The following is a 26,208-nucleotide window of genomic DNA, read 5'->3' on the forward strand; positions in this document are numbered from 1 at the left end:
TTTTCCTCCTTATTGGCGTGCTGCCAGCATCGCAGTCAGCTTTTCAGCCCAGGCTTTGGTTTCAGGTAAATCCTGCACCGGCTGGCTGTAGTGACCGCGGTTATCCGGCGCAACAGGCGTGGTGGCATCAATAATCAGCTTGTCGGTGATACCTGCCGGGCTGGACCCAGGATCAAGCTCAAGAACCGACATGTTCGGCAGCTGCACCAGATCCCCTGCCGGGTTCACTTTCGATGACAGCGCCCACATCACCTGCGGCAGATTGAACGGATCGACATCTTCATCCACCATAATCACCATCTTCACATAGCCCAGGCCATGCGGCGTGGTCATGGCGCGTAAACCGACCGCGCGGGCAAAACCACCGTAGCGTTTTTTGGTGGAGATGATCGCCAGCAGACCGTGGGTGTACATCGCGTTCACCGCCTGCACTTCAGGGAACTCCGCTTTCAGTTGCTGGTAAAGCGGCACACAGGTGGCTGGCCCCATCAGGTAGTCGATCTCGGTCCAGGGCATCCCGAGATAGAGGGATTCGAAAATCGGTTTGGTGCGGTACGAGACTTTATCAATACGGACCACCGTCATATTGCGTCCGCCCGAATAGTGCCCGGTAAACTCACCGAACGGCCCTTCAATTTCACGTTTACGGCCTTCAATCACCCCTTCCAGGATCACTTCAGACCCCCACGGCACATCGAAGCCGGTCAACGGCGCGGTCGCAATCGGGTACGGGCTTTCACGCAGCGCCCCGGCCATTTCATACTCGGACTGATCGTATTTCAGCGGCGTTGCGCCCATCAGGGTGATGATCGGATCGTTGCCCAACGTAATCGCAATCGGCAGGTCTTCACCACGCTCTTCGGCTTTATGCAGATGCAGGGCGATATCATGCATCGGCACCGGCTGCAGGCCGAGCTTACGTTTGCCCTTCACTTCCATGCGGTAAATACCGACGTTCTGCTTGCCAAAATGGACCGGGTCGAGCGGATCGCGCGAGACAACGCACGCTTTGTCGAGATAAAAACCGCCGTCCCCGTCGTTCAGGCGAAACAGCGGCAGGATGTCGAACAGGTTAATCTCCTCACCGTCCACCGTATTCTGCGCCCATGCGGGGTTGGCCCGGCGCTCCGGTGCGACCGGGAATTTATCCCAGCGGCGAATAAACTCATCGATCTGCTTTTTGACCGGGGTATTCGCCGGCAGCCCCATCGAAATGGCGTGGTTCTGCCAGGAGCCGATGGTGTTCATCACCACCCTGGCATCGGTAAACCCGCGAATGTTATCGAACCACAGCGCAGGCGCACCATCACCGATACGTCCCGTCGCGTTAGCGGCCGCCGCCAGATCCGGCTCCGCATTGACCTCTTCTTCAATTTTCAGCAGTTGCCCTTGCTCATCGAGCGCCTGCAGGAAGCTTCTCAAATCATCAAATGCCATCGTTATTCTCCTGTGAAAAATGTTTCGCCGCCTGCAGGCCGTTCCAGCGACGCGCTTTTTTGTGCTCCAGACCAAACTGGTCGAGCACGCGGGTCACGATATGCTGGGTGATATCATCGGCGGTTTGCGGGTGGTTGTAATACGCAGGCATGGGCGGCACCATCGCCACACCCATGCGGGAAAGCGCGAGCATGTTCTCCAGATGAATGGTGCTGAGCGGCGTTTCACGCGGGACCAGCACCAGCTTGCGCCCCTCTTTCAGCACCACGTCTGCCGCACGGCCCACCAGCCCTTCGGCATAGCCCGCGCGGATACCCGCCAGCGTTTTCATGCTGCAGGGAATGACGATCATGCCGTCGGTACGAAACGAGCCGGAGGAGATGGTGGCAGCCTGATCGGCAGGACTGTGAACGACATCTGCCAGGGCGGCGACATCCTGCGCGGTATAGGGCGTTTCCAGCTCAATGGTGGTTTTCGCCCATTTCGACATCACCAGATGGGTTTCAACCTCTGGCATGTCCCGTAACGCCTGCAGTAAAGCCACACCCAGCGGAGCACCTGTTGCTCCCGTCATTCCCACGATCAATCTCATTCAGCACCTCAATTAATTTGTTCGCATACGAACATAATGACTACGTTACTCCCGGTGAGCTGAGCTGACAATATTGTTCGTACACGATCACACGTAATGCTAAAAACTGCTGCGTTAAAATCGCAGGCAATAGCGGCTATCATAGGGGGAGATTTTTTTCGTCGGAGTGTTCATGGAACTGAGACAAGAAGCGTTCCACCTGCTACGGCAGCTTTTTCAACAGCATACTGCCCACTGGCAACATGCTTTACCGGCGCTGACCAAGCCGCAATATGCGGTGATGCGATCTGTTTCTGAAAATCCGGGGATCGAGCAGGTCGCCCTGACGGAAGTCGCCGTGAGCACAAAAGCGACGCTGGCCGAAATGCTGAGCCGCATGGAATCGCGCGGGCTGGTGAAGCGCGAACACGATCCTGCGGATAAGCGCCGCCGGTTTGTCTTCCTCACGCCTGAAGGGGAAGCCCTGCTTGCAAGCTGTAAACCGGTCGGTAATGAGGTGGATGAGGCGTTTTTAGGGCGTCTCAGCCAGGACGAGCGGGAACAATTTACGGCACTGATCAAAAAGATGATGCATGACTAGTTCACCCGGGCACGCATAAAATCAATAAATGTCCGAACCTTAGCGGGCACATGCTGGGCATCTGGATAAACGGCATAGATGCCCTGCTGAGCAAACGTGTATCCCGGTAAAAGCGATACCAGAACCCCCGAATTCAGTGCGTTTCGCACCAGCCACTCCGGCAGCAGCGCCACACCACATCCCGCATGCGCGAAAGCCATCAGCGCCTGGGCGCTATCTGCGTACAGGCGCGGGGCTTTTTTAATCTCAAAGGCAACCAGATTGCCAGCTGCATCTTTTACCTGCCAGTGCAGCGGCGAAGGTAAACGCTCGTGAACGATCCACTCGGCCTGCGCCAGGTGTTCGAGAGATTCAACGGGATGGTTAGCCAGCCACCCGGGGGCGGCAACCGGCAGGATAGTAAAGTTTGAAATCAAGGCGGCGTGGTAGCGCGAATCAGCGAGTGTTCCCAGCCGGATGGCGACATCAAAGCGCTCCGAGATAAGATCGGCATGCTGAGACGACGAAACATGACGAACGCGAAGCTCCGGATGCTGCTGGCTAAATTCGGCCAGCAAAGGCAAAACCACCTGCGAACCGTATTCGGGCGTGGTGGTGATCCGCAATTCGCCGGTCAGGCCGGCATGGTTAGCGCGAACGTCATCCTGCAGGCGTTCAGCCTCCTGTAAAAGCCTGACGCTTCGCTGATGAAAAAGCACGCCCGCCTCGGTTAACGTCAGGCGACGGGTGGATCGCAACAGCAGCGTGACTCCCAGCTCATCTTCCAGCTGGCGAATATTGAAGCTGACCACGGCCTTTGTCAGCCCCATCGACTCTGCGGCGGCAGTAAAACTGCCCGCATCTGCTACCGCCACAAACATCGCCGTTCGCTGGAGATTCAGCATCGTTAACCTTCAAAATTGTCAAAATAGTTTTGACAGTATATCGCGAATTGTTGCGTTTATCGGCACCGGACAAGCCGATACGAAACGCCCCCTCACCGGAGGATCCACCATGACGTATCGCAGCAAAGTCGCCGTAGTCTATCTGCTGGGCTTTTTTCTTGATTTGATCAACATGTTTATCGCCAGCGTCGCCTTTCCGGCAATGGCGCAGACCTATCACGCCACGCCCTCTGCACTCGCCTGGGTCAGTAACGGGTATATTGCCGGCCTGACGCTGGTGATCCCGTTCAGCAGTGCCCTGACGCGCCGCATCGGGGCAAAGCACGTCATCCTTCTCTCGCTGGTTCTCTTTAGCGTAGCCTCCACCGCGGCAGGCTTGTCTGCCACACTTGAAAGTCTGATTGCCTGGCGGGTGCTGCAGGGCGTGGGCGGTGGCTTATTGATCCCCGTAGGGCAGGCGCTGACCTGGCAACAGTTTAAAGCGCATGAACGCGCCAGGCTCTCTTCCGCCGTCATGCTGGTTGCACTGCTTGCCCCCGCATGCTCACCTGCGTTAGGGGGCGTACTGGTTCAGGCGTTAAGCTGGCGGTGGGTATTTTTTGCTACCCTCCCGGTTGCTCTCCTGACCTTTGCATTGGCCTGTCTGTGGCTTAAGCATGAAATGCCCGCGATGAAAGCAAACCGACTGCTAAACCTGAGTTTGATCGCCGATCCGCTTCTGCGCGTTTCCATGATGGTTTATGTATGTGTCCCCGGCATGTTTATCGGAATAAACGTCACCGGCATGTTTTATCTGCAGAGCGTGGCCAACATGACGCCAGCCGCGACGGGCATGCTGATGCTGCCGTGGTCTCTGGCATCGTTTATGGCCATCACCGCAACGGGCCGTTACTTTAACCGTGTCGGCCCCCGACCTCTGTTGATCGCGGGTTGCCTGCTTCAGGCGTCAGGTATTCTGCTTTTGCTCAGCGTCAGTGCGACCACGGGCACGCTGCCAGCGATCGTTGCGTTTGCATTAATGGGCGCAGGAGGCAGTCTTTGCAGCAGTACGGCACAGAGCAGCGCATTTCTGACAACGCGTCGGGAAGAGATGGCTGATGCCAGCGCGCTGTGGAATCTTAATCGTCAGCTGAGTTTTTTTGCGGGTGCCTTTCTGCTGGCACAGGTGCTGGATCTGGCCCAGAGGTATTTGCCCCCCGTCGCCGCGTGGCACGGGATGTTTCTGGTTGCTTCGGCCATCACCCTGGTGCCCGTCATCTCTGTATTTCGTCTTAACAACCCGCAGGTGCTTGCACAACTGCAACAGGAGAAACCATGACGCCTTTCGAACACGACATCATTGATATTCATATCGCACTGGAAAACTGGCTGGGTGCCGGTGAAGGTAATATTGATGCCCTGCTCGCCCGTTTCCAGCCAAACTTTCTGATGGTTCCCCCGAGTGGAGCGCATTTAAACCATGACGCCCTTGTCCGTTTTCTGCACGCCCAGCGTGGAAGCCGACCCGGCCTTAAAATCATCATTGATGAGCTAGCCACGATTCAGTCATGGGATAACGGTGCGGTGCTTCATTACCGGGAGACGCAGACCCGCCCGGACCAGCCCGTCAACGTACGCTGGTCAACCGCGGTGCTCAATCGGGATGGCGAGAAAATCAGCTGGCGTCTGCTGCACGAAACGGCCCAGCCGTAAGAGATAAAAAAGGCCCGTCTCACGACGGGCCTTTTTTTGACGAAAGGTTGCTTATTCGCGGAACAGCGCTTCGATATTCAGACCTTGCCCCTGCAGAATTTCACGCAGGCGGCGCAGACCTTCAACCTGAATCTGACGAACACGTTCACGGGTCAGGCCAATTTCACGGCCGACGTCTTCCAGTGTCGCAGCTTCATACCCCAGTAAACCGAAACGACGTGCCAGCACTTCACGCTGTTTGGCGTTCAGTTCGAACAGCCATTTGACGATGCTCTGTTTCATGTCATCGTCCTGCGTGGTGTCTTCCGGGCCGTTGTCTTTTTCATCGGCCAGGATATCCAGCAGCGCTTTTTCGGAGTCGCCACCCAGCGGGGTGTCAACCGAGGTAATGCGCTCGTTGAGACGCAGCATGCGGCTTACGTCATCAACCGGTTTGTCGAGTTGCTCAGCAATCTCTTCTGCGCTTGGCTCGTGGTCCAGTTTATGGGACAACTCGCGCGCGGTACGCAGATAGACGTTCAACTCTTTGACGATGTGAATCGGCAGGCGAATCGTACGGGTTTGGTTCATAATGGCCCGTTCGATGGTCTGACGAATCCACCAGGTCGCGTAGGTGGAGAAGCGGAACCCACGTTCTGGGTCAAACTTCTCTACTGCGCGGATGAGACCTAAGTTGCCCTCTTCAATCAGATCCAGCAGAGCCAGACCACGATTGCCGTAACGACGGGCAATTTTCACGACCAGACGCAAGTTACTTTCAATCATGCGACGGCGCGAGGCAACATCACCACGCAAAGCACGACGTGCGAAATAGACTTCTTCTTCGGCCGTTAACAGTGGGGAGTAACCAATCTCCCCAAGGTAAAGCTGAGTCGCGTCCAGTACACGCTGTGTGGCACCCTGCGATAACAGCTCTTCTTCAGCCAAATCGTTATCACTGGGTTCCTCTTCTACTAAGGCTTTTTCGTCAAAAGCCTCTGCTCCGTTCTCATCAAATTCCGCATCTTCATTTAAATCATGAACTTTCAGCGTATTCTGACTCATAAGGTGGCTCCTACCCGTGATCCCTGAACGAGACACCCTGGCTGGCATGCCCCGTCAATTTATCGCTGCGGCAAGTACTGCAGCGGGTTTACGGATTTCCCCTTGTAACGAATTTCAAAATGCAAGCGTGTAGAACTGGTTCCGGTGCTACCCATGGTAGCGATTTTTTGCCCCGCCTTAACTTCTTGTTGTTCCCGGACCAGCATTGTGTCGTTATGGGCGTAGGCACTCAGGTAATCATCGTTGTGTTTGATGATAATAAGATTACCGTAACCGCGCAGAGCGTTACCGGCATACACAACGCGTCCGTCTGCGGTCGCGATGATAGCCTGTCCCTTACTTCCTGCGATATCGATCCCTTTGTTCCCTCCTTCGGAGGAAGAGAAGTTCTCGATAACCTTACCGTCAGTTGGCCAGCGCCAGGTTGAAATTGGCGAACTGGAACTCATACTGCTGGCAGTCGGTTCAGTAGAGCTAACCACAGGTGCCGTAGCCGGTGCTGTGACAACAGTCGCAGTCCCTTTATTATTCGGCAACATTTTGTTAGCAGTCTGATCACCTGAATCTTCAGAATACGTAATTACAGGTTGTGAAGCAACCACCTTGGTGGATTTTTGTGCAGGCTTAACGCTGTTATTTTGCGCGGTCACGTCGGCTGCAGAAACGGTATTGCCAGGCGTAAGCGGCGTACCCGTCGCGTTGCCCACCTGGAGCGTCTGCCCGACTTCCAGCGCATACGGTGCCTGGACGTTGTTGCGCTGCGCGAGGTCACGGAAATCGTTCCCGGTGATCCACGCGATATAGAACAGCGTATCGCCACGTTTCACGGTATAGGTGCTGCCGCCGGTATAGCTGCCTTTCGGAATGTTCCCATACTGACGGTTATACACTATGCGGCCATTTTGGGTCTGAACAGGTTGTTCGACTGGCTGAATCTGTGTTGGCTGTGTAACAGGATGTTGCACAGGCTGAATTTGTGGTGTTTGCTGCGGCGCAGCAGTTCCCATTTTAGGTGGCGGCGTGATCAACATTCCGCTGGACGTGTTACCGGAGCCGCTGTTTCCGCCAACAGAACTGACAGGCGCAGGTGCATTGTTAGAACTCGAACAGCCTGCCAGCCAGAGCGAAACCAGTGATAATGCCGCAACACGGCTGATGGTGAATTTAGGGCTTCCCGCGCTCATTTATCCCCCAGGAATGTGTTAACTACCAGTGACTTAAAATTAACCGTGATGGCACGATTCTTTCGCGCCACACCATACGCTGAATTTGCCTTAATAACCCTGGAAAATTCCGAGTCTTAGGCCAGTTCCCCCTTTACCAGAGGCACAAAGCGCACGGCTTCTACGGTATCGATAATAAACTCGTCGCCACGTCGACGAACGCGCTTTAACAGCTGCTGCTCATCGCCAACAGGCAATACAAGAATGCCCCCCTCATCCAGCTGCGACAACAGGGCCGCAGGGATCTCCGGTGGAGCCGCCGTCACGATGATTGCGTCAAACGGGGCGCGAGCCTGCCAACCCTGCCATCCATCACCGTGTCGTGTCGAAACATTGTGTAAATCAAGTTGTTTCAGGCGACGACGCGCCTGCCACTGTAAACCTTTGATCCGCTCAACCGAGCACACATGATGCACCAGATGCGCCAGAATCGCAGTCTGATACCCGGACCCGGTGCCAATCTCCAGCACGCGGGAGTCGGGGGTGAGCTCCAGCAGCTCCGTCATGCGCGCCACCATGTAGGGCTGCGAAATCGTCTGGCCCTGCCCGATGGGCAACGCCACGTTTTCCCACGCTTTGTGTTCAAACGCCTCATCTACAAATTTCTCACGCGGAACCTGGGCGAGCGCGTCAAGCACATGCTCGTCGCGGATCCCCTGTGCGCGAAGTTGTTCCAGAAGAGTTTGTACACGTTTGCTTACCATTGCGCGTTCACTCCTGCGCGATCAAGCCAGCCCGACACCACATCATGCGCGCTATACGCGGTTAAATCTACGTGCAGCGGCGTTACCGAGACATAGCCTTCATCCACAGCGGCAAAGTCGGTATCCGGCCCCGCATCGCACTTATCGCCGGGAGGGCCAATCCAGTAGAGCGTGTTGCCGCGCGGATCCTGCTGCGGGATGACCTGATCGGCCGGATGACGGCTTCCGCAACGCGTGACGCGAATGCCCTTGATTTCATTCAGCGGGAGATCCGGCACGTTGATGTTGAGGATGCGTCCGGTACGCAGCGGTTCACGGCTAAGTGCCCGCAGGATAGAACAGGTTACCGCTGCCGCCGTGTCGTAATGAGTGTGACCATTTAACGATACCGCCAGCGCCGGAAAGCCAAGATGACGGCCTTCCATTGCGGCCGCCACGGTACCAGAGTAGATAACGTCATCACCCAGATTCGGCCCGGCGTTAATCCCGGAAACGACGATATCCGGGCGCGGGCGCATCAGCGCATTCACCCCCAGAAAAACGCAGTCCGTTGGCGTGCCCATCTGCACGGCAATATCGCCATTTTCAAAAGCAAAGGTGCGAAGCGACGACTCCAGCGTCAATGAGTTAGACGCTCCACTGCGGTTACGATCGGGAGCCACGACCTGCACATCCGCAAATTCGCGAAGGTGTTTCGCCAGCGTCTGAATGCCTGGCGCATGGATCCCGTCATCGTTACTCAGCAATATTCGCATAATCACCCGACGTGTTGATAAGTTCCCTGACAACACTGGTGGCAAAACTACCTGCCGGCAGCCAGAAACGTAACTCAACGGTTACGTCATCCCACCAGTTCCAGCTTAACTGCTGCGGGTAGAGCAACATCGCCCGGCGTGCTGCTTCGACTTTTTCCCGCACCAGCAATGATTGTAATTCTTGCGCTTCGGCCACGGCTGCCTGCTCCGCGGCCAGCGCGTCACCCTGCGTTCCCCAGTCGCCCGTGCCGGGCAAGGCTGCGGTGATCATCAGCGTTTTAGCGTCCACGCGCGACTGAACATCGGCCATTTCTTCGGCCGTTGCCACAAACCAGCTACCGCGTCCCGCTAATTGTAGCGCATCGCCGACAACAACTTGATTCACGTCCGGTTTTTTCAGCCGTTCGCTTACGATCTGATTAAACAACGCACTGCGGGCCGCCGACAACCAAAAACTGCGTTTATTCCTGTCGCGCACCGGCGCATCGCTCTGAGCCCAGCGCAGTGCGCCCTGCAGGTTACTGCCGCCGATGCCAAAACGCTGTGCGCCAAAATAGTTAGGCACACCGCGTTCATTGATGGCCTGCAAGCGCTTTTCCACGTCGTCACGGTCGGTCACTTCACGCAGTACGAGGGTAAAGTTGTTACCTTTCAACGCCCCCAGACGCAGTTTGCGCTTGTGACGGGCGTACTCCAGCACCTTACAGCCCTCAAGCTCAAATTTGCTTAAATCAGGCATCGCATTGCCGGGAACGCGCGCGCAAAGCCACTGTTCGGTGACCGCGTGTTTGTCTTTCTGCCCGGCGAAGCTCACTTCGCGGGCATGGATTTTCAGAAATTTAGCCAGCGCATCGGCCACAAAGCGGGTATTGCAGCCATTTTTGAGGATGCGCACCAGGATATGCTCGCCTTCGCCGTCCGGCTCAAAGCCCAAATCTTCCACGACCACGAAATCTTCGGGGCTGGCTTTCAGCAGCCCACTCACCTGCGGTTTACCGTGCAGGTAGGTCAGGTTGTCAAAATCGGTCATTTGCTCGCCTTCACCAGCAGCGCCACGGCTTCGCAGGCGATGCCTTCGCCGCGACCGGTAAAGCCCAGTTTCTCCGTGGTGGTCGCTTTGACGTTGACGTCATCCATATGGCAGCCCAGATCTTCAGCGATAAATACGCGCATCTGAGGAATATGCGGCAGCATTTTAGGGGCCTGAGCGATGATCGTCACATCGACGTTACCCAGGGTGTAGCCCTTCGCCTGAATACGGCGCCAGGCTTCACGCAACAGCGCACGGCTGTCTGCGCCTTTAAACGCCGGATCGGTGTCCGGGAACAGCTTGCCGATATCGCCCAACGCCGCCGCGCCCAGCAAGGCGTCGGTTAAGGCGTGTAATGCCACGTCGCCATCAGAATGCGCCAGCAGCCCTTTTTCATAAGGAATACGCACGCCGCCAATGATAATTGGGCCAACGCCTCCAAAGGCGTGTACATCAAAACCGTGTCCAATTCGCATTATGCCTTCTCCTGATGGGTCGAACGGGTAAGATAAAATTCCGCGAGCTGTAAATCTTCCGGGCGCGTCACTTTTATATTATCAGCGCGCCCTTCAACAAGCGTTGGGTGGAAACCGCAATACTCCAGCGCAGAGGCTTCGTCGGTGATGGTCGCACCTTCTTTAAGCGCGCGCGTTAAGCAGTCGTGGAGTAATTCGCGGGGGAAAAATTGTGGCGTCAGCGCGTGCCAGAGATCCACGCGCTCAACGGTATGCGCGATAGCCTGTTTGCCAGGCTCGGCACGCTTCATGGTGTCACGCACCGGCGCGGCCAGAATGCCACCGACTTTACTGGTTTCACTCAGCGCCAGCAGGCGCGCAAGATCGTCCTGATGCAGACACGGGCGCGCAGCGTCGTGGACCAGCACCCACTGGGCATCGCCAGCGGCCTGGATGCCCGCCAGCACGGAATCGGCGCGCTCGGCACCGCCATCAACGACGGTGATCTGCGGATGAGCGGCCAGCGGTAACTGTGCGAACCGGGCATCGCCCGGACTGATGGCGATGATGACACGCGTCACTCGGGGGTGCGCCAGCAGCGCCGCCACGGCATGTTCGAGGATCGTTTTATCGCCAATAGAGAGGTATTGCTTAGGACATTCTGTCTGCATGCGCCGGCCAAAACCCGCGGCCGGCACCACGGCGCATACGTCCGAAAAAGTCACTGCCATGTCGTAATCCTGGGCCTGATTATCGATTGTTTTGTGCTGAGCCCTGATTGCGTTTAGACGCATCCGGAACCAGACGATAAAAGGTTTCGCCCGGTTTAGTCATACTGAGTTCATTGCGTGCGCGTTCCTCAATCGCCTCCTGCCCGCCATTGAGGTCATCAATTTCAGCAAAAAGTTGATCGTTTCGCGCCTTAAGTTTGGCGTTAGTTGCCTGCTGAGCCGCGACGTCATCGCTTACCCGGCTATAGTCGTGCAGTCCGTTTTTACCGAACCACAGCGAATATTGCAGCCAGACCAGCAGAGCCAGCAACAGCAGCGTTAGTTTACCCATCCTGCCCCCTGAAAAACGGCATCTTCATCCCACAACGCCCCCGGCGCTCTATGCCGGAGTAACAGAGATGCCGCAACATCGCGGGCAAATGTACCACATTTTTTCCGCAGAATCGCCCTGCTCAATATCGTCACACAGTTGGTTACGGTTTGAATTATGGCTGAAGTTAGCCCATGAGCCACAAAAATAACAGACCAAACATCAGGACCACCGTCACAATCGTGACAACGGTGCTGTACAGCAGTTTGCCGTTAAGCAGTGAATGCAGGGCGATGCCGACGACAACCGCCACGGGCATCAGCGCCAGGAAGAAGGGCCAGGTGTAGAGAAAGAAGAACAGCGTGTTACCGCCATAGATGAGAAACGGGATGCCCAGCGCCAGCAACCACGAGACGAAGCCGACGAAGGCCCCGGGAAAGGACCAGGTCGTCTCGTCGTCGGTCGCTATCGGATCCGACCCGGTGGTAATCATGTAGTTTTCACTGTTGCGCATAGCTAATCCTGTGACCGTGACTCATCGTTCGGGAAGACAGCTCCCGAACGATACCGTCTCAGGATCTGATAATATCGTCCCGTCTGAGCAGGTCTAATAATTGGCTTACTAAATTTGTTACCAATTGTTGACCTTCCAGGTGAATCTCAGGGGATTCAGGCGCTTCGTAGACCGAGTCGATGCCGGTGAAGTTTCGCAGCTCACCCGCGCGGGCTTTTTTATACAGCCCTTTCGGATCGCGCGCTTCGCAGATTTCCAGCGGCGTATCGACAAACACCTCGATAAATCGATCCTGACCGACGCGCTCGCGTACCATCTGCCGCTCGGCGCGGTGAGGCGAGATAAACGCGGTCAGCACCACCAGCCCGGCATCCGCCATCAGGCTGGCCACTTCCCCAACCCGACGGATATTCTCCTTGCGGTCTTCATCACTAAACCCTAAATCACTGCACAGGCCGTGACGCACGTTGTCGCCATCCAGCAGGTAGGTGCTCACCCCCTGCTGATGCAGCGCCTCTTCCAGCGCGCCCGCGACCGTCGATTTACCGGAGCCGGACAGCCCGGTAAACCACAGCACAACCCCACGGTGGCCGTGGAGTTGCTCCCGCTGAGCGACGGTGACCGGATGAGGATGCCAGACGACGTTCTCATCATGGGCGGCCATTACTTGCCTCCCAGCAGATCGCGTGCGCCCCAGTGCGGGAAGTGCTTACGCACCAGCGCATTCAGCTCAAGCTCAAAGGCGCTGAATTCAGACACCGCTGCCGCCTGTTGATTAGGCTCGCGGACCATACCTGCACCAACCGTAACGTTGGTCAGGCGATCGATAAAGATAAGTCCACCCGTTACCGGATTTTGCTGGTATTTGTCCAGCACCAGCGGCTCGTCAAAGGTGAGATCCACCAGGCCAATACCGTTCAGCGGCAGTTCGCTCACTTCACGCTGGGTCAGATTGTTGATGTCCACCTGGAACTGGATACCGTCCACCCGGGCGCGGGTTTTCTTACCGGCAATTTTGATGTCGTAGCTTTGGCCTGCGGTCAGCGGCTGTTCAGCCATCCACACCACATCCACGGCAGCACCCTGCACCGCCGCCAGCGTTTCCTGCGCATCCACCAGCAGATCGCCGCGGCTGATATCAATCTCATCTTTCAGCACCAGCGTCACCGCTTCACCGGCCCCCGCCTCCTGCAGATCGCCATCAAAGGTGACGATACGGGCAATGGACGACTCCACACCCGACGGCAGCACTTTGACGCGCTGCCCCACCGTGACGGTGCCCGAGGCGAGGGTGCCGGAGAAGCCGCGAAAATCGAGGTTCGGGCGGTTCACGTACTGCACCGGGAAGCGCATTGGCTGGGTATCTACCACGCGCTGAATTTCAACCGTCTCCAGCACTTCCAGCAGCGTCGGGCCGCTGTACCACGGCATGTTGGCGCTCTGGGAGGCAACGTTATCCCCTTCCAGCGCCGAGAGCGGCACAAAGCGAATATCAAGGTTACCCGGCAACTGTTCAGCAAAGGTCAGGTAGCTCTGGCGGATCTCCTCGAAGGTCTCTTCGCTGAAGTTCACCAGATCCATTTTATTCACCGCCACCACCAGGTGTTTGATCCCCAGCAGCGTGGAGATGAAGCTGTGACGACGGGTTTGATCCAGCACGCCTTTACGGGCGTCGATCAGCAGGATCGCCAGCTCACAGGTTGATGCACCGGTGGCCATGTTGCGGGTGTACTGCTCATGCCCCGGCGTGTCGGCAATAATAAATTTGCGTTTTTCGGTGGAGAAATAGCGGTACGCAACATCAATGGTGATGCCCTGCTCGCGCTCCGCCTGCAGGCCGTCCACCAAAAGCGCCAGGTCGAGCTTTTCGCCCTGAGTACCATGACGTTTGCTGTCGTTATGCAGGGAAGAGAGCTGGTCTTCATAGATCTGACGCGTGTCGTGCAGCAGGCGACCAATCAGCGTGCTTTTACCGTCATCAACGCTACCGCAGGTCAGAAAGCGCAGCAGGCTCTTGTGTTGTTGTGCGTGCAGGTATGCTTCTACGCCGCCTTCGTTGGCAATTTGTTGGGCAATCGTGGTGTTCATGGCGGCTCCTTAGAAATAACCCTGACGTTTCTTCAGCTCCATCGAGCCTGCCTGGTCGCGGTCAATGACGCGCCCCTGTCGCTCGCTGGTGGTCGATACCAGCATCTCTTCGATGATCTCTGGCAGCGTTTGCGCGTTGGACTCCACCGCGCCGGTCAGCGGCCAACAACCAAGAGTACGGAAACGTACCATCTGTTTTTTGATCACTTCGCCCGGCTGTAAATCAATGCGATCGTCGTCGATCATCATCAGCATGCCGTCGCGCTCCAGCACCGGGCGTTCAGCCGCCAGGTAAAGCGGAACGATCTCGATATTTTCCAGATAGATGTACTGCCAGATATCCAGCTCGGTCCAGTTGGAGAGCGGGAAGACGCGAATGCTTTCGCCTTTGTTGATCTGGCCGTTGTAGTTGTGCCACAGCTCAGGACGCTGGTTTTTCGGATCCCAGCGGTGGAAGCGGTCGCGGAAGGAGTAAATACGCTCTTTGGCGCGGGATTTCTCCTCGTCACGGCGCGCACCGCCGAAAGCGGCGTCAAAACCGTACTTGTTCAGCGCCTGCTTCAGCCCTTCGGTTTTCATGATGTCGGTGTGTTTGGCGCTGCCGTGAACAAACGGGTTAATGCCCATCGCCACCCCTTCCGGGTTTTTATGCACCAGCAGCTCACAGCCATAGGCTTTGGCGGTACGGTCGCGGAACTCATACATCTCACGGAATTTCCAGCCGGTATCCACGTGCAGCAGCGGGAACGGCAGCGTACCCGGATAAAACGCTTTACGCGCCAGATGCAGCATCACGCTGGAATCTTTACCGATGGAGTACATCATCACCGGGTTAGAGAACTCGGCGGCCACTTCGCGGATAATATGGATACTTTCCGCTTCAAGCTGTCGCAGGTGAGTAAGTCGTTTTTGGTCCATAACCGTTCCTTAAGCCAGATTCACCACAGAGGAGCCAAACCCCTCTGAGTCTGTTGTATGTTGAAACCAGGCGAGCGTGCTGTGCAGCTGTACCACTTCGCCCACCACAATAAGCGCGGGCATTGGGGCGTCTTTCGCCAGGACTGCAAGGTCTTGTAGCGTACCGGTCACCACACGCTGATCGACGCGGGTACCGCGAGAAATCACGGCCACCGGCGTTGTCGCCTCGCGACCGTGCTGAATAAGTTGTTCACTGATGTCCGCCGCCTTCATGGTGCCCATATAGATGGCCAGCGTCTGTCGGCTCTGGGCGAGATGCGACCAGTCAAACGGCGTGCTGTCGGCCTTATAATGACCAGTCACAAAGGTCACACTCTGGGCGTAATCGCGGTGCGTAAGCGGAATACCTGCGTAGGCCGTTACCGCGGAGGCCGCCGTAATCCCCGGCACCACCTGGAACGGCACGCCCGCTTCGGCTGCCGCCTGCAGTTCTTCGCCACCGCGACCAAAGATGAACGGATCGCCCCCTTTAAGGCGCACCACGGTTTTGCCTGCTTTCGCTGCGGCAACCAGCATCTGATTGGTGTCGTGCTGCGGTACCGAGTGCTCGCCTGCGCGTTTACCCACGCAGATTTGCTCGGCATCGCGACGAATTAGCTCGCGCACACCGTCGGTGACCAGATGGTCATAGAACACCACGTCCGCGTCCTGCAGCACCTGCAGTCCGCGTAAGGTCAGTAACCCGGCATCACCCGGACCAGCACCTACCAGAATGATCTCGCCGCCCGTGCTGCCGGGGTTATCCAGCTCGTCTTCGAGGATTTTTTGCGCTGCCGTCTCATTACCGGCGTGCATCAGGCTGGCAAAGCGGCCACGGAATACCCGCTCCCAGAAGCGACGGCGTTCCGTTACGCTGGTCAGGCGGGTTTTCAGATGGTTGCGCCAGTAGCTCGCTTTCTCTGCCATACGTCCGAGACTGGTTGGTAACAGCGCTTCAATCTTTTCCCGCAGCACGCGCGCCAGCACCGGTGCGGTACCGCCGGAGGAGATCGCCACCAGCAGCGGCGAGCGGTCGACAATCGACGGGAAGATAAACGAGCACAAAGGCTGGTCGTCGACCACGTTCACCAGGCGGTAACGCGCCTGAGCGGCCTCGGAAACGCGTCGGTTGAGTTCGCGATCCTCCGTCGCTGCAATCACCAGCACCACGCTGTCGATTTGTGACTCGTCGAACTCCGCTTCTGCGACAACCCGCACCTGCGCGCCCGCGCGCTGCAGAAACGCGATTTTGCGATCGGCAATTTCACCCGTACCCACAACCAGTACCGGTTTTTCTTTAATCGCAGCAAAAAGGGGCAGATAGTCCACAAGCAACAACTCACTAACAACGAGGAATAGAGGGACTATAGGGGGCGGCTTAGACCGAATGAAATTACGAATTGGAATGAGTAGTTACTCAATGGAATAACGCGATGAAAAAGCAAATATCAAAAAGTGCTTAACACGCGAAATTTCGGGCATTTAAGAGCAATTCAAATTGTGTATGGCCGATCACAGTTTCATACTAAGCGGGTTATAATTTTGCTCTGTTTTTAAGGACTCACTATGTTTTCCGCAATGCGCCACCGATACGTTGCCCTGGCGCTCGGCGTTTGCTTTATCCTTCCGGCTCAGGCAAAAAATCAACCGTTTGGTGAAATCGCCAATATGCAGGCGCGGCATATTGCCACCGTTTTTCCCGGACGCATGACCGGCTCCCCTGCGGAAATGCTTTCCGCTGACTATCTTCGCCAGCAGTTTGCCGATATGGGCTACCAGAGCGATATCCGCTCGTTTCACAGCCGCTATATCTACACCTCACGAAATAAAACAAAAAACTGGCATAACGTGACCGGCAGTACCGTTATTGCGGCACATGAAGGTAGCGCGGCTGAGCAGATCATTATTATGGCGCACCTGGACACTTACGCGCCCATGAGCGACGCCGATACCGATAACAATCTGGGCGGGCTGACGCTGCAGGGGCTGGACGATAACGCGGCGGGTCTGGGCGTGATGCTTGAACTGGCCGAGCGAATGAAAAACATTCCGACAAAATACGGTATTCGCTTTGTGGCAACCAGCGGCGAAGAGGAAGGCAAACTCGGCGCGGAGAATTTCCTTAAGCGCATGAGCGCTGAGGAGAAGAAAAATACACTGCTGGTGATTAACCTCGATAATTTAATCGTTGGCGATAAGCTCTATTTTAATAGCGGACAGAGTACGCCGGGTACCGTGCGTAAACTGACCCGTGACCGGGCGCTGGCAATTGCGCGCAGCCATGGCGTGTATGCCACGACCAATCCTGGCGGCAATCCGGCTTATCCGCGCGGAACGGGCTGCTGTAACGACGGTGAAGTGTTCGATAAAGCGGGCATCCCGGTGCTGTACGTCGAAGCCACCAACTGGGCGTTAGGCAAGAAAGATGGCTATCAGCAGCGGGCTAAAACGAAAGCCTTTCCGGACGGGACGAGCTGGCATAACGTGATGCTGGATAATCAGCAGCATATTGATAGCGCACTGCCGCAGCGCATTGAGCACCGTAGCCGCGATGTGGTGAAAGTGATGCTGCCGCTGGTGAAGGAGCTGGCGAAAGCGGGGAAAGCCTGAGGTCGTGCGGCCTGATGCCTTCACCCTCCCCCTCTCCTACCGGGTTGAGGGATCCCCAGTAATTTTTTTACCGAAAGCGACGAAAGTTGTTTCAGGAAAATTAATGACTTACAGCGACGCCCTGGTCCGGCTGTAAATCGCTGAGGCGTTTCCTGCAGGCCGGGGCGAGGCGCATGGATGCGCCGAGAGGGCGGCTTTACAGGGACGTTACATCCGCCCGTCCCCGATAAGCCGGAAGGAATAAGCCGAAGGCACCGCGAAGCGGCAATTTACCGCCGGGAGCCCGGGTCGCCAGGGTGGTGGCGACTGAGCCACCCTGGCACGTTCACGGGCTATGTCGTTACAGAGTAGCAAGGAACATAAAGTGAACGGAATGACCTCCACAGCCGTATGTTCCCCCTCACCCCAGCCCTCTCCCTCAAGGGAGAGGGGGGCCTCCGTGCAGGCATTATTTTGTGGGGAACTCTCAGCCCACCGGGAGAGGGAGAAAAGATCATTACCCTTCGTGTAACCCGCACTCGCGCTTCAGCCCAAAGAATCGCGTCTCTTCTTCCGCCATTCCCGGCTCCCATTTGCGCGTGGTGTGGGTATCCCCCACGGACAGGTAGCCCTGATCCCACAGCGGATGGTATTTCAGCCCGTGTTTTTGCAGGTACTGGTACACCGTACGGTTATCCCAGTCGATGATCGGCAGCACTTTAAACACGCCGCGCTGCACCGCCAGCACTGGCAGCGTGGCTCGGCTGCCGGACTGCTCGCGGCGAAGACCGGCAAACCAGGTCTGCGCGTTCAGCTCTTTCAGCGCACGGTTCATCGGCTCGACCTTGTTGATCTCATTGTATTTCTCAATGCCCTCAACGCCCTGCTCCCAGAGTTTGCCGTAGCGCGCCTCCTGCCAGGCCGCGCTCTGCTCCGCGCGGTACACTTTCAGGTTCAGCTTAAGCTTGTCCGTCAGCTCATCGATAAACTGGTAGGTTTCCGGGAACAGATAGCCGGTATCGGTGAGGATCACCGGAATATCCGGGCGGATCTGATTCACCAGATGCAAACTGACCGCCGCCTGAATGCCAAAGCTCGACGACAGCACGTAGTCACCCGGCAGGTTTTCCAGCGCCCACGCCACGCGCCCTTCGGCGTCCAGCTTTTCCAGTTGGGCGTTGGTTTCTGCGAGTGCCAGAATGCGTTCGACTTTTGGCAATGCGTTAAGCGCGTTTAGATCGAGTACGGACATAATTACCTCTCGTGGTTACTCCCAGAAATCCCTTGCGGGATCGAGCACCGGGCGAATAATGCCCGCACGCACCGTAAAGTCGCCGAAGCCTTCACCCGCTTCGCGCTCTTTCGCCCAGCGCCCGACAAGCTCGTCGATGGAATCGAGAATTTCTGGCTCAGTGATATTCTCGCGGAACATACGCGGAATACGCGTGCCGATACGGTTACCGCCCAGGTGCAGGTTATAGCGACCCGGCGCTTTCCCCACCAGCCCAAGCTCGGCCAGCATCGCGCGGCCACAGCCGTTCGGACAGCCGGTAACGCGCATAACAATATGCTCGTCCGGAATACCGTGTTTTTCCAGAATCGCTTCCACTTTGTCCGTAAATGACGGCAGGAAACGTTCCGCTTCCGCCATCGCCAGCGGACAGGTCGGGAACGACACGCAGGCCATCGAGTTTTCGCGCTGCGGTTTGACCGCATTCATCAACCCATGGTCACGCGCCAGCGCCTCAATTTTCGCCTTTTCACTTTCCGGCACACCAGCAATAATCAGATTCTGGTTGGCGGTAATGCGGAACTCACCTTTGTGGATCTTCGCGATTTCCAGCAGGCCGGTTTTCAGCGGACGGCCCGGGTAATCCAGAATACGGCCGTTTTCGATAAACAGCGTCAGGTGCCATTTATTGTCGATGCCTTTTACCCAGCCGATGCGATCGCCGCGACCGGTGAATTCGTAAGGGCGGATCGGCTCAAATTTGATCCCCGCGCGACGCTCCACTTCCTCTTTGAACGTCTCAACGCCCACGCGCTCCAGGGTGTATTTGGTTTTCGCGTTTTTACGGTCGGTACGGTTACCCCAGTCGCGCTGGGTGGTGACCACCGCTTCCGCCACGGCCAGCGTATGCTCCAGCGGCAGGAAGCCGAACTCGCTCGCGGTTCGGGCATAGGTTTTCTTGTTACCGTGTTCAATGGACAGACCGCCGCCCACCAGCAGGTTAAAGCCCACCAGCTTGCCGTTTTCGGCAATTGCCACAAAGTTCATGTCGTTGGCGTGCAGATCGATGTCGTTCTGCGGCGGGATCACCACCGTGGTTTTGAACTTACGCGGCAGATAGGTCTGACCGAGGATCGGTTCTTCATCGGTGGTCGCAACTTTTTCCTGATCGAGCCAAATCTCCGCATAGGCGCGGGTACGCGGCAGCAGGTGCTCGGAGATCTTCTTCGCCCACTCATAGGCTTCAGCGTGCAGCTCGGACTCATACGGGTTCGAGGTGCAGAGCACGTTACGGTTCATGTCGTTGGCCGTCGCCAGCGCATCCAGTCCGACGGAGTGCAGCATCTGGTGTACCGGCTTCACGTTCTTCTTCAGAATGCCGTGGAACTGGAAGGTCTGACGGTTGGTCAGACGAATGCTGCCGTAAATGGTGTTTTCACCGGCGAATTTATCAATCGCCTGCCACTGTGTCGTGGTGATCACTCCGCCCGGCAGACGGCAGCGCAACAGCATCGCGTGACGCGGCTCCAGCTTCTGTTCAGCACGCTCGGCGCGAATGTCGCGGTCGTCCTGTTGATACATGCCGTGGAAACGGATCAGCAGGAAGTTGTCGCCTTTGAAACCGCCGGTGAGACCGTCATTCAGATCTTCAGCAATGGTGCCGCGCAGATAGTTGCTTTCCAGCTTCATGCGCTCGGCGTCTGACAGTTTACCTTCGACCACCAGGGGTCCTGGATGTTTTTCGCTCATTAGTAGACATCTCGCTGATAACGGCGCTCAACGCGCAGCTCACTTAAAAATTCATCCGCCGCTTCGGCATCCATACCACCGAATTCGGCAATCACTTCCAGCAGTGCCTGCTCAACGTCTTTCGCCATGCGATTGGCGTCACCGCAGACATAAATGTGGGCACCGTCATTGATCCAGCGCCACAGCTCTGCGCCCTGTTCGCGCAGTTTGTCTTGTACGTATACTTTTTCTTTCTGATCGCGCGACCAGGCCAGATCGATACGGGTCAGCACCCCTTCTTTCACGTAGCGCTGCCACTCAACCTGATAGAGGAAATCTTCGGTAAAGTGCGGGTTGCCGAAGAACAGCCAGTTTTTACCCGGTGCCTCGTCCGCCGCACGCTGCTGCATAAAGGCACGGAACGGCGCAATGCCGGTACCCGGGCCAATCATGATTACCGGCGTTTCCGGGTTCGCCGGCAGACGGAAGTTGTCGTTGTGCTCGATAAAGACGCGCACTTCGCCCTCTTCCTCCACGCGATCGGCCAGGAAGCTGGAGGCACCGCCCGCGCGGGCACGGCCTTCGATGTCGTACCGCACCACGCCCACGGTGATGTGCACTTCGCTCTCGACTTCAGCCTGCGATGAGGCAATGGAGTACAGACGCGGCGTAAGCGGACGCAGCAGGCCGATCAGCGCGTCGGCATCCAGTTGTGCCGGAGAGAAACGCACCATATCGACAATCGGTGTGGTCGCCGCGTAATGCTGCAGCTTCGCCTTATCGCCGACTAACGGCAGCAGCGATTCGCTGCGCGTTAAGGTGGCATAGTTCTCAACGATATTGGCGGTATTTACCGTCAGCTCGAAGTGCCACTGCAGCGCTTCAGAGAGCGGCTGCGTTTTGCCTTCGACGGTGACAGGCTCGTCGCCTTTCAGCCACAGCAGTTCGACCAGTTCCTTGACCAGCGCCGGATCGTTTTGATACCAGACCCCCAGCGCATCGCCAGGCTGATAGCGCAGACCCGAGTCGCCCAGATCGATCTCGATATGGCGCACATCTTTTTCAGAGTCGCGGCCGGTAATTTTTTGATTAACCGACAGGCTTGCCGACAGCGGCGCCTCTTTGGTGTACGGGCTGGTGTGAATGTCGTTGACCACGCCGGTCGCGGTGATCGCAGCCTGGGCTGGTGTCTCTTTCGGTACGCGTGCTTTCAGCACGTCAACAATGCGCGCACGCCACTCTGCAGCGGCAGCCTGGTATTCCACATCTGCATCAACGCGGTCCAGCAGGCGCTCTGCACCCAGCTCCGCCAGCTTGCTGTCAAAATCTTTGCCGGACTGGCAGAAGAATTCATAAGAGGTATCGCCCAGGCCGAACACGGCAAACGCAGTGCCATCGAGTTTGGGCGCTTTTTTCGAGAACAGGAATTTATGCAGCGCGACCGCCTCTTCAGCGGGTTCACCCTCGCCCTGCGTTGAGGCCACAACCACCAGCAGTTTTTCTGACGCGATCTGTTTGAATTTATAATCCCCGGCGTTTACCAGGTTCACGTTCAGTTTGGCGGCAAGCAGGTCGTCACGCAGCGCTTCTGCCACGCGGCGGGCATTGCCCGTCTGCGAAGCGGAGATAAGCGTAATGGCAGGAATTTCTACCGCCGTTGCCGGAGCCGCAGCCACAGCGCCAGGCTGCTGGTTGAGCATTCCCCAGAAATAGCCAGAGACCCAGGCAAGCTGGGTGGGAGAAAAATCAGAGGTGGCAGCCTGAAGGCGCGCCAGTTGCTCCGGGTTCAGGGGAAGCAAATTTGAAGGTGGGGCCTGTGTTGTCATGCGTCGTTATGTTCCAGTAGCCAAGCGGACTTTAAGCGAATAAATCCAAACTGAAGATAAGGTTAACGGCGAGGATAATAACAATTAAAGAAGGGATGGAAATAATAAATAACCAAATGGACTAACCTGTTTTAGTTATCGTTCTTAACGGTAAAAGCGATAAACTAACCGACTGTAAAATAAGGATATAAATCACAAAGCGACGGCTTTTTTGCTGCAATGAAGGTAAAGGCCGTTTTAGTTAATGCTAAAAATTGTGCTTTCCGGTACTATGCGGCGGTTTTTTCCGCATTACTGCGAGCGATCATGTCCACCACACTGTTTAAAGATTTCACCTTCGAAGCCGCCCACCACCTTCCGCATGTTCCTGAAGGACATAAATGCGGCCGTCTGCACGGGCATTCGTTTATGGTGCGTCTTGAGATCACCGGTGAAGTTGATCCGCATACCGGTTGGATCATGGATTTTGCTGAGCTGAAGGCGGCATTTAAGCCGACTTACGATCGTCTGGATCACTATTACCTGAACGATATCCCGGGCCTTGAAAACCCGACCAGCGAAGTGCTGGCAAAATGGATTTGGGATCAGATGAAACCGCTGGTGCCGCTGCTGAGCGCAGTGATGATCAAAGAGACCTGTACGGCAGGCTGCGTGTATCGCGGCGAGTGATGCTTGCCGGGGGTCGGCTTCGCCTTACCCGGCCAACAAAAGCCTGGAACCGTAGGCCCGGTAAGCGCTAGCGCCACCGGGCTTTTTTTAGGCAATATTCAGGTATTTGTGCGTCTGCATCGACAGGCGCCAGTTACGCGCGATACAGGTTTCAATGCACAGGCGCGTGGCGTCTTCTTTCTGACTGATAGGCTGCAGCGCAATCACGCGCTGTTTTTCGTCCGTCAGCGTCGCCAGCAGTTCATCCAGCGCTTCGATATCACGTACTCGCCCTACCGGGTGTTTAATCTCATCAGCACGTTCCAGCGCCTGAGACAGTACGTCGTAGCCGCCGCGCATGTTTACTTTAGGCGATACCGTTACCCATGTGGTGTGGGAGCAGCGCACTTCATGCGTGCCGCTGGTTTCAATCTGGCAACTGTAACCGTTCTTTTCGAGCAGTTCGGTCAGCGGCGTCAGATCGTGGATGCAGGGTTCGCCCCCGGTAATGACCACATGGCGCGCCGTCCAGCCCTGACGACCAATAATGGCCAGCAGATCTTCCGCGCTGCCAGCACCCCACTTATCGCTCTCTTTGGTTTTCGCCAGAACGCTAAACAGCGACACTTCCCGATCTGCGAGTTTATCCCACGTATGTTTGGTATCACACCAGGCACAGCCAACCGGGCATCCCTGTAAACGAATAAAAATTGCGGGAACGCCGGTAAAGTAACCCTCGCCTTGCAGGGTCTGGAACATCTCGTTAATCGGGTACTGCATAGTCATCTCAGTTAAGGGGATAAACGATAAGTATCGCAGATCCCCGTGAGATGGTCATGCTCGATCGGTGCTTTGCGCGTCAATTGCCGCCATAAAGCGTTCCGTAATCTGCTGCGGGCGGGTGATTGCCCCGCCCACCACCACCATATGCGCCCCCAGCGCCAGACATCTGGCGGCGCGTTCCGGGGTGTCCACGTTACCTTCGGCCACCACCGGTACCGTGACGGCTGCCAGTACCGTTTTCAGAAACTGACAGTCATCATCGGGTAAGGCGTGTCCGGCGGTCTGCGCGGTATAGCCGTAAAGCGTGGTCCCGACACAATCAAACCCCAGCGCCTGCGCCGTGACGGCCTCATCAACAGTGGCTATATCAGCCATAAGCAGCACCGAGGGATAACGGGTACGAATGCGCGTAACCAGCGTTGCCAGAGATTCCCCGCCAGGCCGCGCCCTGTCGGTCGCATCAAGCGCAATGATCGCCGGGGAGACGGTCATCAGTTCATCCACCTCTTTCATCGTTGCGGTGATAAACACCTCGCTGTCGGGGTACTCCCGCTTGATGATGCCAATAACCGGCAGCGTAACCTGCTCTTTGATCGCCTCAATATCCACCACGCTGTTGGCACGGATGGCCGCAGCCCCTCCCTGACGCGCCGCCAGCGCCATCCGCGACATAATAAACGGGCTATGCAACGGTTCGTTCTCAAGCGCCTGACAGGAGACGACCAGTTTTCCCTTCAGGGTATCCAGTACTGTTTTCATTACGATAAGATCTCTTCCACTTCGTTTTTGATAATCGTGACATGCGGACCATAAATGACCTGAACGCCATTCCCGCGCACAATCACGCCGCGCGCACCGGTGGCTTTCAGCGCCGCGTCATTCACTTTGCTACCGTCTTTAACCGTGACGCGAAGACGCGTGGCGCAGCAGTCCACCTCTTCCAGATTGTCTTTTCCGCCCAGTCCGGCGATCACCGCACTTGCGCGTTCGCTCTGGACTAAAGTCACGTCATTGGCCACCGCCTCCTTTTCCCGACCCGGCGTGGCAAAATCAAAGCGATTAATCAGATAGCGGAACGTGAAGTAGTAGAGGAAGAACCACGGTACGCCCACCAGCGGCACTAACATCCAGTGGGTTTTGGCCTCCCCCTGCAAAATGCCGAACAGCACAAAGTCGATAAAACCGCCGGAGAAGGTCTGCCCAATGGTGATATGTAAAATATGCGCGAGCATAAACGCCAGCCCGTCAAAAAATGCGTGAATGACGTACAGCACCGGCGCGATAAACAGGAAGGAGAACTCGATGGGCTCGGTGATCCCCGTCAGGAAGGAGGTTAATGCCGCTGAAAGCAACAACCCCGCGACGCGTTTTTTGTTCTCCGGTTTAGCCGTGTGATACATCGCAAGGCAGGCCCCGAGCAAACCAAACATCATCGTGATAAAGCGCCCGGACATGAAGCGCGACGTTCCTTCATAAAACTGGCGCGTCGTGGGATCGGCCAGCTGAGCGAAGAAGATCCGCTGCGTACCTTCAACCAGTTGCCCGTTGACAATCTCGCTGCCGCCAAGCGCGGTGGTCCAGAACGGAAGGTAGAAGATGTGGTGTAAACCGAACGGGCCCAGCATGCGCAAAATGAAGCCGTACAGCAGTGTTCCCAGATAACCGGTCGCATCCACCAGCCCGCCCAGACCAAAGATCAGCTTCTGGAAATGTGGCCAGACTACGGTCATTAAGGCTCCGACCAGGATCGCAGCCAGTGAGCTGATAATCGGCACAAAGCGTGACCCGCCAAAGAATCCCAGAAATTGTGGCAGCGCGATCTTATTAAACCGATGATGCAGCGCGCAGGTCACAAGACCAATGACCACCCCACCAAATACGCCGGTCTCCAGCGTCTGGATCCCCAGCGTCATGCCTTGCCCGACCGCCCCCGGATTCTCGTGCGCCAGTTTTCCGGTGAGGATCAGCAGTGCGTTAATGGTGGCATTCATGACCAGAAACGCGAGTAACGCCGCCAGCCCTGCCGTACCTTTATCATTTTTTGCCAGCCCGACGGCAACCCCAACGGCAAACAGCACCGACAGATTCGCGAACACAATCGAACCGGCGCTGCTCATGATGGTGAAAATAGCCTGTAACCAGTCCACATCTAAAAACGGATATGCCGTAAGCGTATTGGGATTCGATAACGCGCCGCCTATCCCCAGCAGCAGACCCGCCGCAGGCAGTACGGCGATGGGCAACATAAAGGATTTGCCAAAGCGCTGCGCTTTTTCAAACCATCCGCCGGACGAAGCACCACTGAACATTTGCATCATTTTTTCATCCCCTTAGTTAACGATGAAAATTTTTACCATAATTATATTTAATAGTGAAAATCACCATCAAAAACCAGGAGGACGATCAT

27 protein-coding genes are annotated in these 26,208 nt (G+C 56.4%); 5 read left to right on the forward strand and 22 right to left on the reverse strand.

What is annotated here, in order from left to right:
* Positions 1-9 precede the first annotated feature (9 nt).
* Positions 10-1,437, reverse strand: coding sequence for a non-oxidative hydroxyarylic acid decarboxylases subunit C (locus ACMWKA_RS07595; protein ID WP_045902038.1), 1,428 nt, complete (start codon positions 1,435-1,437; stop codon positions 10-12).
* Positions 1,427-2,029, reverse strand: coding sequence for a non-oxidative hydroxyarylic acid decarboxylases subunit B (locus tag ACMWKA_RS07600; RefSeq protein ID WP_013098488.1), 603 nt, complete (start codon positions 2,027-2,029; stop codon positions 1,427-1,429). The genes ACMWKA_RS07595 and ACMWKA_RS07600 overlap by 11 nt, the downstream gene beginning before the upstream one ends.
* A gap of 172 nt (positions 2,030-2,201) precedes the next feature.
* Here ACMWKA_RS07600 and ACMWKA_RS07605 point away from each other — a divergent pair, with 172 nt between their 5' ends.
* Positions 2,202-2,609, forward strand: a complete 408-nt coding sequence (locus ACMWKA_RS07605; RefSeq protein ID WP_020689291.1) for a MarR family winged helix-turn-helix transcriptional regulator — start codon at positions 2,202-2,204, stop codon at positions 2,607-2,609.
* Here ACMWKA_RS07605 and ACMWKA_RS07610 read toward each other — a convergent pair.
* Complete coding sequence (locus ACMWKA_RS07610; protein WP_414760110.1) at positions 2,606-3,493, reverse strand: LysR substrate-binding domain-containing protein; 888 nt, start codon at positions 3,491-3,493, stop codon at positions 2,606-2,608. The genes ACMWKA_RS07605 and ACMWKA_RS07610 overlap by 4 nt on opposite strands.
* Before the next feature lie 109 nt (positions 3,494-3,602).
* Between ACMWKA_RS07610 and ACMWKA_RS07615 the strand changes: the two genes are divergently transcribed.
* Together ACMWKA_RS07615 and ACMWKA_RS07620 are read left to right on the forward strand one after the other, a co-directional pair.
* Positions 3,603-4,811, forward strand: coding sequence for an MFS transporter (locus ACMWKA_RS07615; RefSeq protein ID WP_048971758.1), 1,209 nt, complete (start codon positions 3,603-3,605; stop codon positions 4,809-4,811).
* Positions 4,808-5,185, forward strand: a complete 378-nt coding sequence (locus tag ACMWKA_RS07620; protein WP_029883177.1) for a DUF4440 domain-containing protein — start codon at positions 4,808-4,810, stop codon at positions 5,183-5,185. Before ACMWKA_RS07615 ends, ACMWKA_RS07620 begins: the two co-directional genes overlap by 4 nt.
* 51 nt (positions 5,186-5,236) lie before the next feature.
* Here ACMWKA_RS07620 and rpoS read toward each other — a convergent pair whose 3' ends face one another.
* The 13 genes from rpoS to cysG all read right to left on the reverse strand — a co-directional run bounded on the left by rpoS (position 5,237) and on the right by cysG (position 16,316).
* Positions 5,237-6,229 carry an RNA polymerase sigma factor RpoS gene (gene rpoS, locus ACMWKA_RS07625; protein ID WP_013098493.1) on the reverse strand — a complete coding sequence of 331 codons (993 nt, stop codon included), beginning with the start codon at positions 6,227-6,229 and terminating at the stop codon, positions 5,237-5,239.
* A 59-nt stretch (positions 6,230-6,288) separates the two neighbouring features.
* A complete protein-coding gene (gene nlpD, locus ACMWKA_RS07630; protein WP_414760111.1) occupies positions 6,289-7,413 on the reverse strand; it encodes a murein hydrolase activator NlpD in 1,125 nt (374 codons plus the stop codon).
* A 116-nt stretch (positions 7,414-7,529) separates the two neighbouring features.
* The gene (locus tag ACMWKA_RS07635) at positions 7,530-8,156 is read right to left on the reverse strand and encodes a protein-L-isoaspartate(D-aspartate) O-methyltransferase (RefSeq protein ID WP_013098496.1); all 627 of its coding nucleotides are present in this window, start codon (positions 8,154-8,156) and stop codon (positions 7,530-7,532) included.
* The gene (surE, locus tag ACMWKA_RS07640; protein ID WP_029883175.1) at positions 8,150-8,911 is read right to left on the reverse strand and encodes a 5'/3'-nucleotidase SurE; all 762 of its coding nucleotides are present in this window, start codon (positions 8,909-8,911) and stop codon (positions 8,150-8,152) included. The genes ACMWKA_RS07635 and surE overlap by 7 nt, the downstream gene beginning before the upstream one ends.
* Positions 8,892-9,941: a tRNA pseudouridine(13) synthase TruD gene (gene truD / locus ACMWKA_RS07645; protein ID WP_248068015.1), complete on the reverse strand. Its 1,050-nt coding sequence runs from the start codon at positions 9,939-9,941 to the stop codon at positions 8,892-8,894. The genes surE and truD overlap by 20 nt, the downstream gene beginning before the upstream one ends.
* Positions 9,938-10,417 carry a 2-C-methyl-D-erythritol 2,4-cyclodiphosphate synthase gene (gene ispF, locus ACMWKA_RS07650; protein WP_013098499.1) on the reverse strand — a complete coding sequence of 160 codons (480 nt, stop codon included), beginning with the start codon at positions 10,415-10,417 and terminating at the stop codon, positions 9,938-9,940. The genes truD and ispF overlap by 4 nt, the downstream gene beginning before the upstream one ends.
* Positions 10,417-11,127 (reverse strand): 2-C-methyl-D-erythritol 4-phosphate cytidylyltransferase, encoded by a 711-nt coding sequence (ispD, locus tag ACMWKA_RS07655; RefSeq protein WP_013098500.1) that lies wholly within the window; start codon positions 11,125-11,127, stop codon positions 10,417-10,419. Before ispD ends, ispF begins: the two co-directional genes overlap by 1 nt.
* Positions 11,128-11,146: 19 nt before the next feature.
* On the reverse strand, positions 11,147-11,458 hold the full coding sequence (ftsB, locus tag ACMWKA_RS07660) for a cell division protein FtsB (protein ID WP_003862095.1): 312 nt from the start codon (positions 11,456-11,458) through the stop codon (positions 11,147-11,149).
* A gap of 166 nt (positions 11,459-11,624) precedes the next feature.
* Entirely contained in the window at positions 11,625-11,951 is a 327-nt protein-coding gene (locus ACMWKA_RS07665; protein ID WP_013098502.1) for a DUF3561 family protein, read from the reverse strand.
* A 58-nt stretch (positions 11,952-12,009) separates the two neighbouring features.
* Positions 12,010-12,615 (reverse strand): adenylyl-sulfate kinase, encoded by a 606-nt coding sequence (cysC, locus tag ACMWKA_RS07670; RefSeq protein ID WP_013098503.1) that lies wholly within the window; start codon positions 12,613-12,615, stop codon positions 12,010-12,012.
* On the reverse strand, positions 12,615-14,039 hold the full coding sequence (gene cysN, locus ACMWKA_RS07675; protein ID WP_020689300.1) for a sulfate adenylyltransferase subunit CysN: 1,425 nt from the start codon (positions 14,037-14,039) through the stop codon (positions 12,615-12,617). Before cysN ends, cysC begins: the two co-directional genes overlap by 1 nt.
* A 9-nt stretch (positions 14,040-14,048) precedes the next feature.
* Positions 14,049-14,957, reverse strand: coding sequence for a sulfate adenylyltransferase subunit CysD (gene cysD, locus ACMWKA_RS07680; RefSeq protein WP_008499613.1), 909 nt, complete (start codon positions 14,955-14,957; stop codon positions 14,049-14,051).
* 9 nt (positions 14,958-14,966) lie between these two features.
* Positions 14,967-16,316: a siroheme synthase CysG gene (cysG, locus tag ACMWKA_RS07685; protein ID WP_161496891.1), complete on the reverse strand. Its 1,350-nt coding sequence runs from the start codon at positions 16,314-16,316 to the stop codon at positions 14,967-14,969.
* Positions 16,317-16,562: 246 nt separating this feature from the next.
* Here cysG and ACMWKA_RS07690 point away from each other — a divergent pair, with 246 nt between their 5' ends.
* Positions 16,563-17,606 carry an aminopeptidase gene (locus ACMWKA_RS07690; RefSeq protein ID WP_316372148.1) on the forward strand — a complete coding sequence of 348 codons (1,044 nt, stop codon included), beginning with the start codon at positions 16,563-16,565 and terminating at the stop codon, positions 17,604-17,606.
* Positions 17,607-18,102: 496 nt separating this feature from the next.
* Here ACMWKA_RS07690 and cysH read toward each other — a convergent pair whose 3' ends face one another.
* From cysH to cysJ, 3 genes are read right to left on the reverse strand one after another with little or no spacing between them, the layout of a single operon-like run.
* Positions 18,103-18,837 (reverse strand): phosphoadenosine phosphosulfate reductase, encoded by a 735-nt coding sequence (gene cysH / locus ACMWKA_RS07695; RefSeq protein WP_020689303.1) that lies wholly within the window; start codon positions 18,835-18,837, stop codon positions 18,103-18,105.
* A gap of 15 nt (positions 18,838-18,852) precedes the next feature.
* Positions 18,853-20,565, reverse strand: a complete 1,713-nt coding sequence (gene cysI / locus ACMWKA_RS07700; protein ID WP_020689304.1) for an assimilatory sulfite reductase (NADPH) hemoprotein subunit — start codon at positions 20,563-20,565, stop codon at positions 18,853-18,855.
* Positions 20,565-22,370 (reverse strand): NADPH-dependent assimilatory sulfite reductase flavoprotein subunit, encoded by a 1,806-nt coding sequence (gene cysJ, locus ACMWKA_RS07705; protein ID WP_178328468.1) that lies wholly within the window; start codon positions 22,368-22,370, stop codon positions 20,565-20,567. The genes cysI and cysJ overlap by 1 nt, the downstream gene beginning before the upstream one ends.
* Before the next feature lie 306 nt (positions 22,371-22,676).
* Between cysJ and queD the strand changes: the two genes are divergently transcribed.
* Positions 22,677-23,039 carry a 6-carboxytetrahydropterin synthase QueD gene (queD, locus tag ACMWKA_RS07710; RefSeq protein WP_010434567.1) on the forward strand — a complete coding sequence of 121 codons (363 nt, stop codon included), beginning with the start codon at positions 22,677-22,679 and terminating at the stop codon, positions 23,037-23,039.
* Between the two features lie 87 nt (positions 23,040-23,126).
* Here the strand turns inward: queD and queE are convergent, their stop codons facing one another.
* Genes queE through ACMWKA_RS07725 form a run of 3 tightly spaced genes read right to left on the reverse strand, consistent with a single transcriptional unit; the run spans position 23,127 to position 26,119 of the window.
* Entirely contained in the window at positions 23,127-23,798 is a 672-nt protein-coding gene (gene queE / locus ACMWKA_RS07715; protein ID WP_013098510.1) for a 7-carboxy-7-deazaguanine synthase QueE, read from the reverse strand.
* Between the two features lie 54 nt (positions 23,799-23,852).
* Positions 23,853-24,560 (reverse strand): N-acetylmannosamine-6-phosphate 2-epimerase, encoded by a 708-nt coding sequence (locus ACMWKA_RS07720; RefSeq protein ID WP_414760112.1) that lies wholly within the window; start codon positions 24,558-24,560, stop codon positions 23,853-23,855.
* Positions 24,560-26,119, reverse strand: coding sequence for a maltose/glucose-specific PTS transporter subunit IIC (locus ACMWKA_RS07725; protein WP_013098512.1), 1,560 nt, complete (start codon positions 26,117-26,119; stop codon positions 24,560-24,562). Before ACMWKA_RS07725 ends, ACMWKA_RS07720 begins: the two co-directional genes overlap by 1 nt.
* Between the last annotated feature and the right edge of the window lie 89 nt (positions 26,120-26,208).

This window comes from Enterobacter sp. 03-F-07-AD-ECC (assembly GCF_047530935.1).
GTDB lineage: Bacteria > Pseudomonadota > Gammaproteobacteria > Enterobacterales > Enterobacteriaceae > Enterobacter > Enterobacter cloacae.